This window comes from Pseudomonas sp. SWRI68 (assembly GCF_014269165.1).
In the GTDB taxonomy this organism is placed as follows: domain Bacteria; phylum Pseudomonadota; class Gammaproteobacteria; order Pseudomonadales; family Pseudomonadaceae; genus Aquipseudomonas; species Aquipseudomonas capeferrum.
Genome location: NZ_JABWRU010000002.1, coordinates 433,685 through 449,692, shown reverse-complemented (window position 1 = coordinate 449,692; position 16,008 = coordinate 433,685). Strand labels below are relative to the sequence as shown.

The following is a 16,008-nucleotide window of genomic DNA, read 5'->3' as shown; positions in this document are numbered from 1 at the left end:
AGCGGCCCCGGCCGTTTATCGGAAGCTGTAGGACACCCCTGCATAGACCGCAAACCCTTCGCCCGGCGTCGACCGGGCGATGTCCTGCCCGCCATCGTTGTAACCCGGCGTCACTGTCGCGGCATAGCGTTTGTTGGTCAGGTTGCGCAGGTCCAGCCAGGTCTGCCAGTCCTGTTTCGGTGAGTCCCAACCCAGGCGTGCCCCCAGCAAGGCATAGGCATCGGCGTGGTAACTGTTGGCATAGTCGACCTGCACCTTGGAGGCCATCTGCGTATTGACCCCGGCATAGAACCCGCTCGGCCAGTCGTAGCGCAACTCGGCCTGGTAGTAATGCATGGGGATGCCAGGCAGGCGGTTGTCAGCGAAGGTGTCGTCGTCGCGGTAGTGGAAGTCACTGAAGGTGTAGGCCTGGCGCAGGCTCAGCTTGCCCCTGCCGGCTTGCTCCCACAAGGTGCTGTCCAGGCCCGCCTCGACACCTTGGTGTACGGTGGCGCTGGCATTGTATTCTTTGGCCGGCAGGCCCTGCACGATTTCCACGGCCAGCAGTTCGTGGCGCACTTGCGAGTAATACCACGCCAGGTCCCAGCGCCCCAGCGCAGAGTCGCCGCGTGCGCCCAGTTCAAGCGTGGTGGCTGTCTGGTTCTGCATTTCGACAGGTTGTGTCGCCGCCGTGGCGCTCCAGATCAGCGACCACGGGTGCGGTGGCTCGACGGACCGGCTCAGGTTGCCATAGACCTGCAGGTGCGGGTTGATGTCATAGCGCAGGCCCAGGCGCGGCGCGTAGTCCCAGTCGTGCTGGCTGACCTTGCCGCCGGTGGCAGGGTAGCTGACGTCACTTTCACGTCGGGTATAGATCATCGCCAGGCCCGTGGTCAGCCACAAATCAGGGATCAGTTCCAGATCGTTGCCGACATGCAGCACGGTATCCGAGCCCTGGTAGCTGAAGTCGCGGCTGCGTGCGCCGAAGTTGTCACCGCTGGTGCGGGCAAATTGCGAGGCACCGCTGTTGGGCAGGTGTTTGGTGGTTCGCCAGCCCACGGTGGTCTTGCTCTCGTGGCCCAGCAGGGTATCGCGGCGCAGGTAGTTCAGGGTGCCGCTGACATCGGTGTAGGCCACCTTGAGGCGCATTGGGCCTTCGCGCAGGTCCATCGGGAAGTCGTGATAGACCAGCCCGGCTTCTACCCGGGCATCGTCCTCAAGGTAGAAGGTGGTCTTGTTGGCCACCCAGGTGCTGCCCGGTTGCGGCCGGCTGTCGTCGCGGGCCAGGTACGCCGCGTTGGCGGCACGCGGGTCGTGCTTGATCTGGTCCTTGGTCAGGCGCCCGGCCAGGTCGTTCTCGGTTTCGCGATAACGCAGGTAAAAACGTGTTTCAAGGTTCGGGTTGAACCGGTAGCCGACATTGGCGGCGATACCCTTGGCGCTGCCACTGCTGTGCGCCTGATAGCCGTCGTATTCCGAGTCGGTCAGCGCCACGTAGTAATCGAGGTTGCCCAGCACCTGGCCAGAACTGATGTGCCGATGTTGGTAGCCGCGGCTACCAACCTCGTAGCGCACCTGCAGTGGCGCGGCATCGTAACCGGTGTGGGTGACATAGTTGATGGCACCCCCCAGGGCCAGGGCGCCCTGATCGAAACCGTTGGCCCCGCGCAATACCTCGGCGCGACTCAGCCATAGCGGCTCGAACAGTTCATAGGGGGTGCCGCCGGGGCCGGTCAGCGGCAAGCCGTCGAACATCGTGTAGACCCCGGAGCCGTGCGCCCCCGGAGCGCGGTTGATGCCCGAACCACGGATCGACAGCTTGATGCCATCGTTGCCCGCCGACTGGGCGAACACCCCAGGCTGGTAGGCCAGCACATCCTGATTGCTGGCGACCCGGCCTTGCCCCACGCGGTTCATGTCCACCAGATTGCTGGCGCCAGGGATTTCCCGCAGGTGCTCGGCGGCAGCCTCCAGTTCGGTCTGTTGCTGATCTTCGATCAACACTTGGTCGAGTTCGACGCGGCCTGTGGCCTGGGTGGCGCTGGAGACCAACAGGGCCAGCAAGGAGAGGGGGAGGGTAGGGCGCATGGCAAGGGCTTCCAGATCGATAAGCGGGAATCTGACGCTGCAAGTGTCAGACGAAGCACAGCTTTCGTTCTGTAGCCCTGAAAAAGAACAACCCCGCCGAGGCGGGGTTGTTCAGGATCGCCGGAGGTCAGCCGATCAGTTGCAGGCCCGCCTGCTGAACCATTTCCAGCAGCGGTTGCGGGTAGACACCGAGCACGAAGGCCAGGATCGCGATAGCCAGCAGCATCACGCCGCCAGTGCGCTGTTCCCACTTCAGCGGGGCGTCGTGGCGACGCAGGTTCGGCTCGACCAGGTACAGGGTGACCATGACGCGCAGGTAGTAGTAAACGCCGATGGCGCTACCGATCACCAGGGCGCCGACCAGCCACCACAGGTGCGACTCGACGCCGGTGGCGATGATGTAGAACTTGCCGATGAAGCCCGCAGTCAGCGGGATACCGGCCAGCGACAGCATCATCACGGTCAGTACCGCAGTCAGGTACGGGCGGCGCCAGAACAGGCCGCGGTACTCGTACAGGGCATCGGCGTCACGGCCGCCGTAAGGCGAGGACATCAGCGTGATGACGCCGAAGGCGCCAAGGCTGGTGATCACGTAGGTGACCAGGTACACGCCCATGGCCTCCAGGGCCAGGCCCTTGCTGGCGACCAGGGCGATGACCAGGTAGCCGAAGTGGGCGATGGACGAGTAACCGAGCAGGCGCTTGAGGTTGCTCTGGGTCAGAGCCAGCAGGTTACCGACCAGGATCGAGGCAACCGCGATCACCGCCAGTACGGTGCTCAGCACGCCGCTGCTGGCAGCAGGGGAGAGCATGAACAGGCGCACGACCACGGCGAACACCGCCACCTTGCTCGCGGTGGCCAGGAACGCGGCGACCGGCGCCGGGGCGCCTTCGTACACGTCCGGGGTCCACAGGTGGAAGGGGACCAGCGATAGCTTGAAGGCCAGGCCGACCAGCATCATGCCCAGGCCCAGTTGCGCAACCAGGCTTGGCATGTTGGTGGCTGCCAGGGCTTTGCCGATCTGGTCGAAGCTCAGGCTGCCTGCATCGGCGTACAGCAGTGCCATGCCGAACAGCAGGAAGGCCGAACCTGCGGCCGACAGCACCATGTACTTGATGCCGGCTTCCAGCGAGCGCTTGTTGAAGAAGGCGTACGCCACCAGGCCGTAGACCGGTACCGACAGCAGCTCCAGGCCGATGAACAGGCCGGCCAGGTGGTTGGCGCTGACCAGCACCAGGCCACCGAGGGCCGACATCAGCAGCAGCAGGTACAGTTCTTCGCGGTTGCCCGGGAAGCCCTTGGAGCCTTCGCCAAGGTAGGCGTGGGCGAGGGTGACGCAGGCCAGCGTAGCCACCAGGATGATCGCCATGTACAGGCAGGCGAACTTGTCGATGGTGATCAGCGAGGTGACCGCCAGCGGTGCAACCTTGAGGGCCGGCAGAATCGACAGCAAGGCCAGGTTAAGGCCGACGGTGGACAGCAGGAAGGTCTGCGAGTGGTTGCGCTTCCAGGCGATCGCCAGCATCACCACCACCGTGGTGATGGTGGTGATCAGCATCGGCGCCAATGCGATGAAGTGTTGAGTGGTGAATTCCATAGCGCTCTTACCGGGCCGAAGCGAGTTGAGTGAAAGCGGAGCCAAGCCACTGCTGCACACCGCTCATGGTGGCGGCAGAAGTGTCGAGGAACGGCTGCGGGTACACACCAAGCACGATCAGCAGCACCGCCAGGCCCAGCACCATGATCAGCTCGCGGCCGTCCATGCCGGCCAGCACGGTGTCGCTCTTGCTTGGGCCGAAGTAGGCACGGTGGATCATGATCAGCGAGTAGACCGAGCCGAAGACCAGGCCGGTGGTGGCGATCACGGTGATCCATGGCACGCTGGCGAAGCTGCCGATCAGGATCAGGAACTCGCCGACGAAGTTGCCGGTGCCTGGTAGGCCCAGCGATGCGGCGGCGAAGAACAGGCTGATTGCAGGCAGGTAGGCGATGCGGTGCCACAGGCCACCCATTTGACGCATGTCACGGGTGTGCAGGCGCTCGTACAGCTGGCCGGACAGAATGAACAGTGCGGCGGCCGACAGGCCGTGGGCCAGCATCTGGATCACCGCGCCTTGCAGGGCTTGCTGGCTGCCGGAGTAGATACCGATCAGCACGAAGCCCATGTGCGAGACGCTGGAGAAGGCGATCAAGCGCTTGATGTCGGTTTGCGCGAAGGCCAGGAAGGCACCGTAGAAGATACCGATCAGGCCCAGGGTCATGGCGATCGGCGCAAACTCTGCCGAAGCGTTCGGGAACAGCGGCAGGGCGAAGCGCAGCAGGCCGTAGGCCGCAGTCTTCAACAAGATACCCGCCAGGTCCACGGAACCTGCGGTTGGCGCCTGGGCGTGCGCATCAGGCAGCCAGGAGTGGAACGGCACCACTGGCAGCTTGACCGCGAAGGCGATGAAGAAGCCCAGCATCAGCACGTATTCGACGCCAGGCGGCAGCTCGGCCTTGAGCAGGTCGCTGTAGTTGAAGGTGAGCACGCCGGTGGTGTTGTAGTTGACCAGCACCAAGCCAAGGATCGCGACCAGCATGATCAGGCCGCTGGCCTGGGTGAAGATGAAGAACTTGGTTGCGGCGTAGATCCGGGTCTTCTTGCCGTCCGCCGAGCTGTGACCCCAGAGCGCGATGAGGAAATACATCGGCACCAGCATCATTTCCCAGAAGAAGAAGAACAGGAACAGGTCCAGGGCCAGGAATACACCGACCACGCCGCCGAGGATCCACATCAGGTTGAGGTGGAAGAAGCCGACGTGGCGCTGGATCTCTTTCCAGGAGCACAGTACCGACAGCACACCGAGCAGGCCGGTGAGCAGGATCATCAGCAGCGACAAGCCATCGAGGGCCAGGTGGATGCTGATGCCGAAGCGCTTGATCCACTCGACTTTGTATTCGAGTGCCCAGGCAGGTTCGGCACCCGGCGCAGGCGCCAGGGTGTAGTCGCCGGTGCCCCACAGGTACAGGCCGATGCCGAGCAACAGGGACATGGTCAGCAGCGCGATCCAGCGCGGCAGGGTGGCGCCGAAGCGCTCACCCAGCCAGCACAGGAAGCCGCCGATGAAGGGGATCAGGATCAGCCAAGGCAAAATCATGACGGGTTGGTTTCCTTTGGCAAAGTCGCAAGATTCATAGTCATACCGCAGCCACTACCACAGCACCGAGCACCAGCACGGCGCCGACGGCGATCGAGGCGGTGTACCAGCGCAGCTGGCCAGTCTCGGTCTTGCTCATGGCGACGTGGCCGCCACGCGCCATCCGAGGGATCAGGCCGATGCTGCGGTCTACCGGGTCCTTGCGCAGGATGTGGCAGATCAGCAGGTAAGGTTTGACGAAGAGCTTGTCGTAGATCCAGTCGAAGCCCCAGGCGGCGAACCACCAGGCCGACAGGACACGGCCGATGCCGCTGTTGGCGATCGCGCTGACGAAGCGGCGCTTGCCCAGGAACAGCAGGGCTGACAGCAGGATACCGGCGATGGCGATGGCGCCCGAAGCGATCTCCAGCGAGTGCTTGGCGTCACCACCGGCGTGACCGGCGCTTTCAGGCAGCACGCCTGCCAGCGGTGGGGTGATCCAGGCGCCGACGAAGGTCGACAGCACGATCAGCACGCCCAGCGGCAGCCAGTGGCTGATGCCGTGGCCGGCGTGGGCTTCGGTCTTGGCTTCGCCGTGGAAGGCGATGAAGATCAGGCGGAAGGTGTACAGCGAGGTCATGAACGCACCGACCAGGCCGGCGTACAGCAGGCCGGTATTGCCGCTGGCGAAGGCTTCCCAGAGGATCTCGTCCTTGGAGTAGAAACCCACGGTCACGATCGGCAGGGCCGCCAGGGCGGCGCCACCGACCACGAAGCTGGCGTAGGCCAGCGGCAGCTTCTTCCACAGGCCGCCCATCTTGAAGATGTTCTGCTCGTGGTGGCAGGCAACGATCACCGCACCGGACGCAAGGAACAGCAGGGCCTTGAAGAAGGCGTGGGTCATCAGGTGGAAGATCGCCGCGTCCCAGGCACCCACGCCCAGGGCCAGGAACATGTAGCCGATCTGGCTCATGGTCGAGTAGGCGAGGATACGCTTGATGTCGGTCTGTACCAGCGCGGCGAAGCCGGCCAGCACCAGGGTCACACCACCGACCACACCCACCAGGTGCAGGATGTCCGGGGCCAGCAGGAACAGGCCGTTGGTACGGGCGATCAGGTACACGCCCGCAGTCACCATGGTTGCCGCGTGGATCAGTGCCGAAACCGGGGTAGGGCCTGCCATCGCGTCGGCCAGCCAGGTCTGCAAGGGCAACTGGGCCGATTTACCGACCGCGCCACCCAACAGCATCAGGGTCGCCAGCACCATCCAGGTGTCGCCCGCCTGGAACTTCTGCGGTGCCAGTACCAGCAGTTCCTGCACGTTCAAGGTACCCAGCTGGGCGAACAGGATGAACAGGCCGATGGCCATGAACACGTCGCCGATACGGGTGACGATGAAGGCCTTGAGTGCCGCGTTACCGTTGTTGCGGTTGCTGTAGTAGAAACCGATCAACAGGTACGAGCACAGGCCCACGCCTTCCCAGCCGAAGTAGATGAACAGCAGGTTATCGCCCAGGATCAGGAACAGCATGCTGGCGATGAACAGGTTGGTGTACGAGAAGAAGCGCGAGTAACCGGCTTCGCCACGCATGTACCAGGACGCGAACAGGTGGATCAGGAAGCCCACGCCAGTGACCACGCCGAGCATGGTGACCGACAGGCCGTCCAGGTGCAGGGTGAAGGTCGGCGCGAAGCCGTCCACCGACATCCACTGCCACAGCAGCTGGCTGTACGCGCCGCCTTCAGGCGGTGCGACGTTGAATTGCCAGATGACGTAGGCGGCTGTCGCGGCCGAGAGGCCGACCGAGCCGACGCCGATCAGGGCGGACAGGTTCTCCGAGAACCGCCCGCGCGAGAACGACAGCAGCAGGAAGCCGATCAGGGGGAAGACGAAAGTCAGGAAGAGAAGGTTCATCCGCGCATCTCACTGGCAGCATCGATGTCGAGAGTGTGGAAGCGGCGATACAGCTGCAGCAGGATGGCCAGGCCAATGCTGGCCTCGGCGGCTGCCAGGCTGATCACCAGAATGAACATCACCTGGCCGTCGGGCTGGACCCAACGGGCACCGGCGACGACGAACGCCAGGGCAGAGGCGTTCATCATGACTTCCAGGCTCATGAGCACGAAGAGGATGTTGCGGCGGACCATCAGGCCAACCAGACCTAAGCAGAACAGGATGCCGGCGACCGCCAGACCATGCTCGAGAGGGATAGCACCCATGATTTACTCCTTCGCCTCGTTGCGGCCCAGGTGGAAGGCGGTGACGGCTGCGGCGAGCAGCAGCATCGAAGCCAGTTCGACCACCAGCAGGTACGGGCCGAACAGGCTGATGCCCACTTCTTTCGGGCCCACGGTGGTACCGCTGATGCCGGCACCGCTCGGGGTGACGAACAGCACGTACAGCAGCTCCAGCAGCAGCAGGGTGCCCAGTATCACCGGCCCCGCCCATATGCCGGGCTTGAGCCAGCCGCGTTCCTGGGCGACTGAGGCCGGCCCCAGGTTGAGCATCATCACCACGAACACGAACAGCACCATGATGGCGCCAGCGTAGGCGATCACTTCCAGGGCGCCGGCAAACGGCGCACCGAGGGCGAAGAAGATCATTGCCACGGAAATCAGCGAAATGATCAGGTAGAGCAGGGCGTGCACGGGGTTGGTGCCGGTTACCACCCGAAGGGTGGAGACCACGGCGATCCCGGATGCGAAGTAGAAAGCGAATTCCATCTTTCTGTCCTTATGGGAGCAAGCTCTTCACGTTGATCGGCTCGGCCTCGTTCTGCGCAGAGCCCTTCGGCTTGCCAGCGATCGCCATACCCGCAACACGGTAGAAGTTGTAGTCAGGGTTCTTGCCGGGGCCGGAGATCAGCAGATCTTCTTTCTCGTACACCAGGTCCTGACGCTTGAACTCGGCCATTTCGAAATCCGGAGTCAGCTGGATCGCGGTGGTCGGGCACGCTTCCTCGCACAGGCCGCAGAAGATGCAACGCGAGAAGTTGATGCGGAAGAACTCAGGGTACCAACGGCCGTCCTCGGTCTCGGCCTTCTGCAGCGAGATGCAGCCGACCGGGCAGGCCACCGCGCAGAGGTTGCACGCCACGCAGCGCTCCTCGCCGTCGGGGTCGCGGGTGAGGACGATGCGGCCGCGATAGCGCGGCGGCAGGTACACAGCTTCTTCGGGGTACTGCAGGGTGTCGCGCTTGCGGAACCCGTGGGAGAACACCATTGCCAGGCTGCGCAGCTGAGTGCCGGTGCCTTTAACGATGTCGCCGATATATTTGAACATGGGTCAAATCCTCACTGGGCCGCGACGGCTGGCGTGTTGTAAAGCACGATCGCAGCGGTCACCAGCAAATTGATCAGGGTCAGCGGCAGGCAGAACTTCCAGCTGAAGTCCATCACCTGGTCATAGCGTGGGCGCGGGATCGAGGCGCGCAGCAGGATGAACAGCATGATGAAGAACGCGGTTTTCAGCGCGAACCACAGGAACGGCACCTGCGGCAGGATACCGAACGGGCCGTGCCAGCCGCCGAAGAACAGGGTCACCAGCAGCGCCGAGATGAGGATGATGCCGATGTACTCACCGACGAAGAACATGCCCCATTTCATGCCGGCATACTCGATGTGGTAGCCGTCGGCCAGTTCCTGTTCCGCTTCTGGCTGGTCGAACGGGTGACGGTGAGTCACGGCGACGCCAGCGATGAAGAAGGTGCAGAAGCCGAAGAACTGCGGAATGATGAACCACAGGTTCTGGGCCTGGTATTCAACGATGTCGCGCATGTTGAACGAACCCACCTGCACCACCACGCCCATCAGCGCCAGGCCCAGGAACACCTCGTACGAAACGGTCTGTGCCGACGCCCGCAGGCTGCCCAGCAAGGCGTACTTGTTGTTCGACGACCAACCGGCGAACAGTACGGCGTATACCGACAGGCCAGCCATGGCGAAGAAGAACAGCAGGCCGATGTTCAGGTCGGCAACGACCCAGCCCGGTGTGATCGGGATGATCGAGAAGCCGATCAGCAGCGCGCTCATGGCCACGACCGGCGCCAGGGTGAAAATCATCTTGTCGACGAAGGGCGGGTTCCAGTCTTCCTTGAAGAACATCTTCAGCATGTCGGCGGCGATCTGGAACATGCCGAACGGGCCGACACGGTTAGGGCCGTAGCGATCCTGCCACCAGCCCAGCAGGCGGCGCTCGACGAAGCTGAGCAGGGCGCCGCAGACCACGACGGCCAGCAGCACCACGATAGCCTTGACGACCTGGATGATCACATCGATCTCTTCGGGGGTGAACCAGCTCATTGTGCTGCCTCCTGCAGGCCTTCTACGGGTGCACCGAAGATGGCAGGCGGAATGCCGGCCAGGCCTTTCGGCAGCGCGACCAGGCCTGCGCCCAGCTCTTCATTGATACGCAGCGGCAGGCGCAGGGCCACGCCAGCCACGTTCAGGCTCAGCAGCGCTCCTTCGTTGACACCCAGGCGGTCGGCTTCGGACTTGGCCAGGCCGACATAGGCGGCTGGAATCCGCGTTTGCACCGGGGCGGCGCGCGAGGAGCTTTCTTCGCTGCCGAACAGGTGGAAGAACGGTACTGCAGTCCAGGTGCCACGGGCCGGGTTGAAGGCGCCCGGGATGGCGTTGAACCAGTTCAGGCGATCGCCTTGCGATTCGATCAGGCGCACGCCCGGGTCACCGGCACGCAGGTGGCCGCCAACCTCGTCCTGGAACTTGTTCCAGGCTTGCGGCGAGTTCCAGCCCGGCGACCAGGCGAACGGCACTTGCTGGCGCGGTTCGGCGGAGCCCGAGTAGCCTTCCATCGAGAAGGCGAACGCGGTGTCCTTGTCTTGCGGGGTGCGTGGCTCGTGCACGCTGATGTTGGCGCGCATGGCGGTACGGCCGGAGTAGCGCAGCGGCTCACGGGCAAGCTTCATGCCCTTGATGCGGAAGGCGGCGCTTGGCGCAGCGTTGACGATGCCAGCCAGTTGCGGGGCGGCTTCGGCGCAGGCGCTGGTGACGTGGTCCAGCTGGGTCCAGTCGACCGGCTTGTTCAGCAGGGTGGCACGCAGGGCGTGCATCCAGCGCCAGCCTTCGTGGACCAGGATGCTGCTGTCCAGGTACTGCGGGTCGAACACCTGGAAGAAGCGCTGGGCACGGCCTTCCTGGCTGACCAGGGTACCGTCGCCTTCGGCGAACGAGGCCGCTGGCAGCACCAGGTGCGCACGCTCCAGGGTCGCGGTGTGGGAGTGATCGGCGACGATCACCACCTTGGCTGCGGCCAGTGCGGCATCGACCTTGGCGGCCGCTACGCGGGTGTACAGGTCGTTTTCCACGATCACGATGGCGTCGGCCTTGCCGCTGATGACCGCATCCAGCGCGGCATCGACGGACTCACCGCCAAGCATGGCCAGGCCGAGGCTGTTGGCCTCAGGCACAACCAGGCTCAGCGAACCGTTCTTGTCGCGCAGCTTCAGGGCCTTGGCGATGTTGGCGGCGGCTTCGATCAGGGCAGGGTCGGCCAGCGAAGTACCGGCAACCACCAGCGGGCGCTTGGCCGCGACCAGGGCGTCGGCGATGCGCTGGGCCAGGGCCTTGGCTTCGTCGTCCAAGCCAGCAACGGCCGGGGCGCTCGGGTCGATGGCGTGGGCCACGGCGAAACCGATGCGGGCCAAGTCGGCCGGGGCTGCGTGCACGCATTCTTCGGCAACGTCGTCCAGCTTGGTTTCAGCCAGGGACGCGATGAACAGCGGGTACAGCGCGTGCTGGCCGATGTTTTTCACCGCAGCGTCCAGCCAAGGCTGCACTTTCATCGCCTCGGCCATGGCTTCGGCCTTGCCTTTGGTGGCCTGGCGTACGGCCAGGGCAACGCGGGCGGCGGTCTGGGTCAGGTCTTCACCGAGCACGAACACTGCGTCGTGGTCTTCGATGTCGCGCAGGGTCGGCACGGGCAGCGGGCTGTTGTTCAGCACGTTCAGGGCCAGGCGCACGCGGGCCAGTTCGCCTGCTTCCATGCCGGAGTAGAAGTACTCGGCACCGACCAGCTCGCGCAGGCCGTAGTTGCTTTCGAGGCTGGCGCGTGGCGAGCCGATGCCGACGATGGTGCGGCCGCGCAGCAGGTCGGCGGCCTTGTCCAGGGCGGCGTCCAGGCTCAGCTTGGTGCCATCGGCCAGGCGTGGCTGGCGTGGGCGGTCGGTGCGGTTGACGTAGCCATAGCCGAAGCGGCCACGGTCGCACAAGAAGTACTGGTTGACCGAGCCGTTGAAGCGGTTCTCGATGCGACGCAGTTCACCGTAGCGCTCGCCCGGGCTGATGTTGCAGCCGCTGGAGCAACCGTGGCAGATGCTTGGGGCAAACTGCATGTCCCACTTGCGGTTGTAGCGCTCGGAGTGGGTCTTGTCGGTGAATACACCGGTCGGGCAGACCTCGGTCAGGTTGCCGGAGAACTCGCTCTCCAGCACGCCGTCTTCAACGCGGCCGAAGTACACGTTGTCGTGGGCGCCGTAGACACCCAGGTCGGTGCCGCCTGCGTAGTCCTTGTAGTAACGCACGCAGCGGTAGCAGGCGATGCAGCGGTTCATCTCGTGGGCGATGAACGGGCCGAGGTCCTGGTTCTGGTGGGTACGCTTGGTGAAACGGTAACGGCGCTCGTTGTGGCCGGTCATTACCGTCATGTCCTGCAGGTGGCAGTGACCGCCTTCCTCGCACACGGGGCAGTCGTGCGGGTGGTTGGTCATCAGCCACTCGACGACGCTGGCGCGAAACGCCTTGGACTCGTCATCTTCGATGGAGATCCAGGTGCCGTCGGAGGCAGGGGTCATGCAGGACATGACGATACGACCACGGGTGTCGTTCTCGTCGGTGTACTGCTTGACCGCACATTGCCGGCAGGCGCCAACGCTACCAAGCGCCGGGTGCCAGCAGAAATAAGGGATGTCGAGGCCGAGCGACAGACACGCCTGTAACAGGTTGTCTGCACCGTTGACTTCGAGCGCTTTGCCGTCTACGTGGATAGTGGCCATTGTTCAAAGTTCTTCGTTGGCCCGCGTGAGCGGGCGTGGCTAATGGAAATCTGTATGCCTGCGGCCCGCCTCGAATCGTTCGGGCCGGCCTGCAGGCTGGCGGGTGGCACGGACCACCCGCAGCTCATCTTGTTATGCGCCGACCACGATCGGCCCGCTCGGCACTGGCTTGGCCAGGTTCGGGCGCAGGGTGTCGGCAGCACTGGCTGGGGCGACACCGGCCTCGAATTCGGAGCGGAAGTATTTGATGGCACTGCCCAAGGGCTCGACGGCACCCGGTGCGTGAGCACAGAAGGTGCGGCCTGGGCCGAGGAAGTTGACCAGACCCAGCAGGGTCTCGATGTCTTCGGCGCGGCCCTGGCCGTTTTCCAGCGCGCGCAGCATCTTCACGCTCCACGGCAGGCCGTCACGGCAAGGGGTGCACCAGCCGCACGATTCGCGGGCGAAGAACTCTTCCATGTTGCGCAGCAGCGAGACCATGTTGACGCTGTCGTCGACCGCCATGGCCAGGCCCGTACCCATACGGGTGCCGACCTTGGCGATGCCGCCGGCGTACATCTGGGCGTCGAGGTGCTCGGGCAGCAGGAAGCCGGTACCGGCGCCGCCTGGCTGCCAGCACTTGAGCTTGAAGCCGTCGCGCATGCCACCGGCGTAGTCCTCGAACAGCTCGCGGGCGGTGACGCCGAACGGCAGTTCCCACAGGCCCGGGTTCTTCACCTTGCCGGAGAAGCCCATCAGCTTGGTGCCGTGGTCCTCGCTGCCTTCGCGAGCCAGCGACTTGTACCAGTCGTTGCCGTTGGCGACGATGGCCGGGACGTTGCACAGGGTCTCGACGTTGTTCACGCAGGTCGGCTTGCCCCACACGCCCACGGCGGCAGGGAAGGGCGGCTTGGAGCGTGGGTTGGCGCGGCGGCCTTCGAGCGAGTTGATCAGTGCGGTTTCTTCACCGCAGATGTAGCGACCGGCGCCGGTGTGCACGAACAGCTCGAAGTCGAAGCCCGAACCGAGGATGTTCTTGCCCAGCAGGCCTGCGGCCTTGGCTTCGTCGATGGCGCGGTTGAGGTTCTTCGCTGCGGTGGTGTATTCGCCACGCAGGAAGATGTAGCCGCGGTAGGCCTTCAGGGCGCGGGCGCTGATGAGCATGCCCTCGACCAGCAGATGGGGCTGTTGCTCCATCAGCATGCGGTCCTTCCAGGTGTTCGGCTCCATTTCATCCGCGTTGCACAGCAGGTAGCGGATGTTCATGGATTCGTCTTTGGGCATCAGGCCCCACTTCACGCCAGTGGGGAAGCCCGCACCGCCACGGCCCTTGAGGCCGGAGTCTTTGACCGCCTGGACGATGTCGTCCTGCGACATCTGCGCCAGTGCCTTGCGGGCAGCGGCGTAGCCGTTCTTGGATTCGTACTCGGCAAGCCATACCGGCTCGCCGTCGTCACGCAGGCGCCAGGTCAGTGGGTGGGTTTCGGCCGAACGCGCGATGCGGTTGGCCGGGCCGAAGGAAGTAATGGTCATACGTAACCCTCCAGCAGTTTGGAAACGCCAGTCGGCTGCACGTCGCCAAAGGTGTCGTCGTCGATCATCAGTGCCGGGGCCTTGTCGCAGTTGCCCAGGCAGCACACTGGCAGCAGGGTGAAACGCCCGTCTGCGGTGGTCTGGCCGAGGCCGATGCCCAGTTCGCTCTGAATCTGGCTGACCACGGACTCGTGGCCACCGATGTAGCAGACCATGCTGTCGCACACGCGGATGATGTGGCGGCCGACCGGCTGGCGGAAGATCTGGCTGTAGAAGGTGGCCACGCCTTCGACGTCACTGGCAGGGATGCCCAGCACTTCGCCGATCGCGTGAATGGCGCCGTCCGGCACCCAGCCACGTTCCTTCTGGACGATCTTCAAGGCTTCGATGGACGCCGCGCGCGGGTCCTCGTAGTGATGCATCTCGTGCTCGATGGCCGAGCGCTCGGTTTCGCTGAGGGCGAAACGGTCTGTCTGGATAAGCGTGCTGTTCATGCTTAGCGGTCCACGTCAGCCATAACGAAGTCGATACTGCCCAGGTACGCAATGAGGTCGGCGACCATGCTGCCTTTGATCACCGAAGGGATCTGCTGCAGGTGCGGGTAGCTCGGGGTACGGATCCGGGTGCGGTAGCTCATGGTGCCGCCATCGCTCGTCAGGTAGTAACTGTTGATGCCCTTGGTCGCTTCGATCATCTGGAACGACTCGTTGGCCGGCATGACCGGGCCCCACGAGACTTGCAGGAAGTGCGTGATCAAGGTTTCGATGTGCTGCAGGGTGCGCTCTTTCGGCGGCGGCGTGGTCAGCGGGTGATCCGCCTTGTACGGGCCTTCCGGCATGTTGCGCAGGCACTGGTCGATGATGCGGATACTCTGGCGCATCTCTTCGACACGGACCATGCAGCGATCGTAGGCATCGCCGTTGTGGGCCAGCGGCACTTCGAACTCGAAGTTCTCGTAGCCGGAGTAAGGGCGCGCTTTACGCAGGTCGAAGTCGCAACCGGTGGAACGCAGGCCGGCACCGGTAGTGCCCCATTCCAGCGCTTCCTTGGTGTTGTACGCGGCAACGCCGACGGTACGGCCCTTGAGGATACTGTTCTGCAGGGCAGCCTTGGTGTACTCGTCCAGGCGCTTGGGCAGCCAATCGACGAAGTCCTTGACCAGCTTGTCCCAGCCGCGCGGCAGGTCGTGGGCGACGCCACCGATGCGGTACCAGGCCGGGTGCAGGCGGAAACCGGTGATCGCTTCGATCACGGTGTAGGCGCGCTGGCGGTCGGTGAAGGTGAAGAACACCGGGGTCATGGCGCCGACGTCCTGGATGTAGGTACCCAGGAACAGCAGGTGGCTGGTGATGCGGAAGAACTCGGCGAGCATGATGCGAATCACGTCGACCTTCTGCGGCACCTTGATGCCGGCCAGCTTTTCCACCGCCAGGACGTACGGCAGGTTGTTCATCACCCCGCCGAGGTAGTCGATACGGTCGGTGTAGGGGATGAAGCTGTGCCAGGACTGGCGCTCGGCCATCTTTTCGGCACCACGGTGGTGGTAACCGATGTCCGGCACGCAGTCGACGATCTCTTCACCGTCCAGCTGCAGGACGATACGGAACGCACCGTGGGCAGACGGGTGGTTGGGGCCCAGGTTGAGGAACATGTAGTCCTCGTTGGCGCCCTGACGCTTCATGCCCCAGGCTTCCGGGTTGAAGCGTGCCGATTCCTCTTCAAGCTGCTGCTTGGCCAGGGTCAGGCTGTAGGGGTCGAACTCGGTGGCACGGGCTGGGTAGTCCTTGCGCAGCGGGTGACCTTCCCAGGTGGGCGGCATCATGATGCGGCTCAGGTGTGGGTGGCCGGCAAAGTCGATGCCGAACATGTCCCAGACTTCGCGCTCGTACCAGTTGGCGTTTGGCCAGATGCCGGTCACGGTCGGCAGGTTCAGGTCGCCTTCGCTGAGCGACACCTTGATCATCACGTCGCTGTTACGTTCGACCGACAGCAGGTGGTAGAACACGCTGAAATCGGCGGCGGGCAGGCCACGGCGCTGGGTGCGCAGGCGCTCGTCGACACCGTGCAGGTCGTACAACATGCTGTAGGGCTTGGCTACGCCGCGCAGGAAGCTGAGCACCTCTTTGAGCTGCGCACGCTTGACCCACAGCACGGGCATGCCGGTGCGAGTCTCCTGGGCGACGAATGCTTCGGCGCCAAAACGGTTGTTCAGTTCGACGACCACATCCTGGTCGTCAGCCTTGTAGGGCGGAATGAAAATAGCGTTGTCCGCTGTCATGGTCTCGGTCGCTTTGGGTCAA

Annotated in this window: 12 protein-coding genes; all 12 read right to left on the bottom strand. The window is 64.0% G+C overall.

The features are described 5' to 3' along the window. Positions 1 to 15: 15 nt before the first annotated feature. The 12 genes from HU770_RS05645 to nuoC all read right to left on the bottom strand — a co-directional run bounded on the left by HU770_RS05645 (position 16) and on the right by nuoC (position 15,986). Positions 16 to 2,067: a TonB-dependent receptor gene (locus HU770_RS05645; RefSeq protein ID WP_186657389.1), complete on the bottom strand. Its 2,052-nt coding sequence runs from the start codon at positions 2,065 to 2,067 to the stop codon at positions 16 to 18. Positions 2,068 to 2,194: 127 nt separating this feature from the next. Continuing rightward, positions 2,195 to 3,664: an NADH-quinone oxidoreductase subunit NuoN gene (gene nuoN, locus HU770_RS05640; RefSeq protein WP_033699194.1), complete on the bottom strand. Its 1,470-nt coding sequence runs from the start codon at positions 3,662 to 3,664 to the stop codon at positions 2,195 to 2,197. Between the two features lie 7 nt (positions 3,665 to 3,671). Beyond that, on the bottom strand, positions 3,672 to 5,204 hold the full coding sequence (nuoM, locus tag HU770_RS05635) for an NADH-quinone oxidoreductase subunit M (protein WP_033699192.1): 1,533 nt from the start codon (positions 5,202 to 5,204) through the stop codon (positions 3,672 to 3,674). Between the two features lie 40 nt (positions 5,205 to 5,244). Continuing rightward, complete coding sequence (nuoL, locus tag HU770_RS05630) at positions 5,245 to 7,098, bottom strand: NADH-quinone oxidoreductase subunit L (RefSeq protein WP_033699189.1); 1,854 nt, start codon at positions 7,096 to 7,098, stop codon at positions 5,245 to 5,247. After that, on the bottom strand, positions 7,095 to 7,403 hold the full coding sequence (gene nuoK / locus HU770_RS05625; protein ID WP_003251446.1) for an NADH-quinone oxidoreductase subunit NuoK: 309 nt from the start codon (positions 7,401 to 7,403) through the stop codon (positions 7,095 to 7,097). The genes nuoL and nuoK overlap by 4 nt, the downstream gene beginning before the upstream one ends. A gap of 3 nt (positions 7,404 to 7,406) precedes the next feature. Further along, positions 7,407 to 7,907, bottom strand: coding sequence for an NADH-quinone oxidoreductase subunit J (gene nuoJ / locus HU770_RS05620; RefSeq protein ID WP_012313764.1), 501 nt, complete (start codon positions 7,905 to 7,907; stop codon positions 7,407 to 7,409). Between the two features lie 10 nt (positions 7,908 to 7,917). Then, the gene (gene nuoI, locus HU770_RS05615; protein WP_027592814.1) at positions 7,918 to 8,466 is read right to left on the bottom strand and encodes an NADH-quinone oxidoreductase subunit NuoI; all 549 of its coding nucleotides are present in this window, start codon (positions 8,464 to 8,466) and stop codon (positions 7,918 to 7,920) included. Between the two features lie 11 nt (positions 8,467 to 8,477). Then, the gene (gene nuoH, locus HU770_RS05610) at positions 8,478 to 9,485 is read right to left on the bottom strand and encodes an NADH-quinone oxidoreductase subunit NuoH (protein WP_186663236.1); all 1,008 of its coding nucleotides are present in this window, start codon (positions 9,483 to 9,485) and stop codon (positions 8,478 to 8,480) included. After that, positions 9,482 to 12,196, bottom strand: a complete 2,715-nt coding sequence (nuoG, locus tag HU770_RS05605; protein ID WP_186657397.1) for an NADH-quinone oxidoreductase subunit NuoG — start codon at positions 12,194 to 12,196, stop codon at positions 9,482 to 9,484. Before nuoG ends, nuoH begins: the two co-directional genes overlap by 4 nt. Before the next feature lie 132 nt (positions 12,197 to 12,328). Next, a complete protein-coding gene (gene nuoF / locus HU770_RS05600; protein WP_033699184.1) occupies positions 12,329 to 13,708 on the bottom strand; it encodes an NADH-quinone oxidoreductase subunit NuoF in 1,380 nt (459 codons plus the stop codon). Beyond that, entirely contained in the window at positions 13,705 to 14,202 is a 498-nt protein-coding gene (nuoE, locus tag HU770_RS05595) for an NADH-quinone oxidoreductase subunit NuoE (protein WP_027592810.1), read from the bottom strand. The genes nuoF and nuoE overlap by 4 nt, the downstream gene beginning before the upstream one ends. A 2-nt stretch (positions 14,203 to 14,204) precedes the next feature. Further along, positions 14,205 to 15,986, bottom strand: coding sequence for an NADH-quinone oxidoreductase subunit C/D (nuoC, locus tag HU770_RS05590; RefSeq protein WP_033699182.1), 1,782 nt, complete (start codon positions 15,984 to 15,986; stop codon positions 14,205 to 14,207). Between the last annotated feature and the right edge of the window lie 22 nt (positions 15,987 to 16,008).

Coding starts and splice junctions, on each gene's coding strand:
- HU770_RS05645 (WP_186657389.1), bottom strand. CDS start 2,067: ATGCGCCCTACCCTCCCCCTCTCCTTGCTGGCCCTGTTGGTCTCCAGC.
- nuoN (WP_033699194.1), bottom strand. CDS start 3,664: ATGGAATTCACCACTCAACACTTCATCGCATTGGCGCCGATGCTGATC.
- nuoM (WP_033699192.1), bottom strand. CDS start 5,204: ATGATTTTGCCTTGGCTGATCCTGATCCCCTTCATCGGCGGCTTCCTG.
- nuoL (WP_033699189.1), bottom strand. CDS start 7,098: ATGAACCTTCTCTTCCTGACTTTCGTCTTCCCCCTGATCGGCTTCCTG.
- nuoK (WP_003251446.1), bottom strand. CDS start 7,403: ATGGGTGCTATCCCTCTCGAGCATGGTCTGGCGGTCGCCGGCATCCTG.
- nuoJ (WP_012313764.1), bottom strand. CDS start 7,907: ATGGAATTCGCTTTCTACTTCGCATCCGGGATCGCCGTGGTCTCCACC.
- nuoI (WP_027592814.1), bottom strand. CDS start 8,466: ATGTTCAAATATATCGGCGACATCGTTAAAGGCACCGGCACTCAGCTG.
- nuoH (WP_186663236.1), bottom strand. CDS start 9,485: ATGAGCTGGTTCACCCCCGAAGAGATCGATGTGATCATCCAGGTCGTC.
- nuoG (WP_186657397.1), bottom strand. CDS start 12,196: ATGGCCACTATCCACGTAGACGGCAAAGCGCTCGAAGTCAACGGTGCA.
- nuoF (WP_033699184.1), bottom strand. CDS start 13,708: ATGACCATTACTTCCTTCGGCCCGGCCAACCGCATCGCGCGTTCGGCC.
- nuoE (WP_027592810.1), bottom strand. CDS start 14,202: ATGAACAGCACGCTTATCCAGACAGACCGTTTCGCCCTCAGCGAAACC.
- nuoC (WP_033699182.1), bottom strand. CDS start 15,986: ATGACAGCGGACAACGCTATTTTCATTCCGCCCTACAAGGCTGACGAC.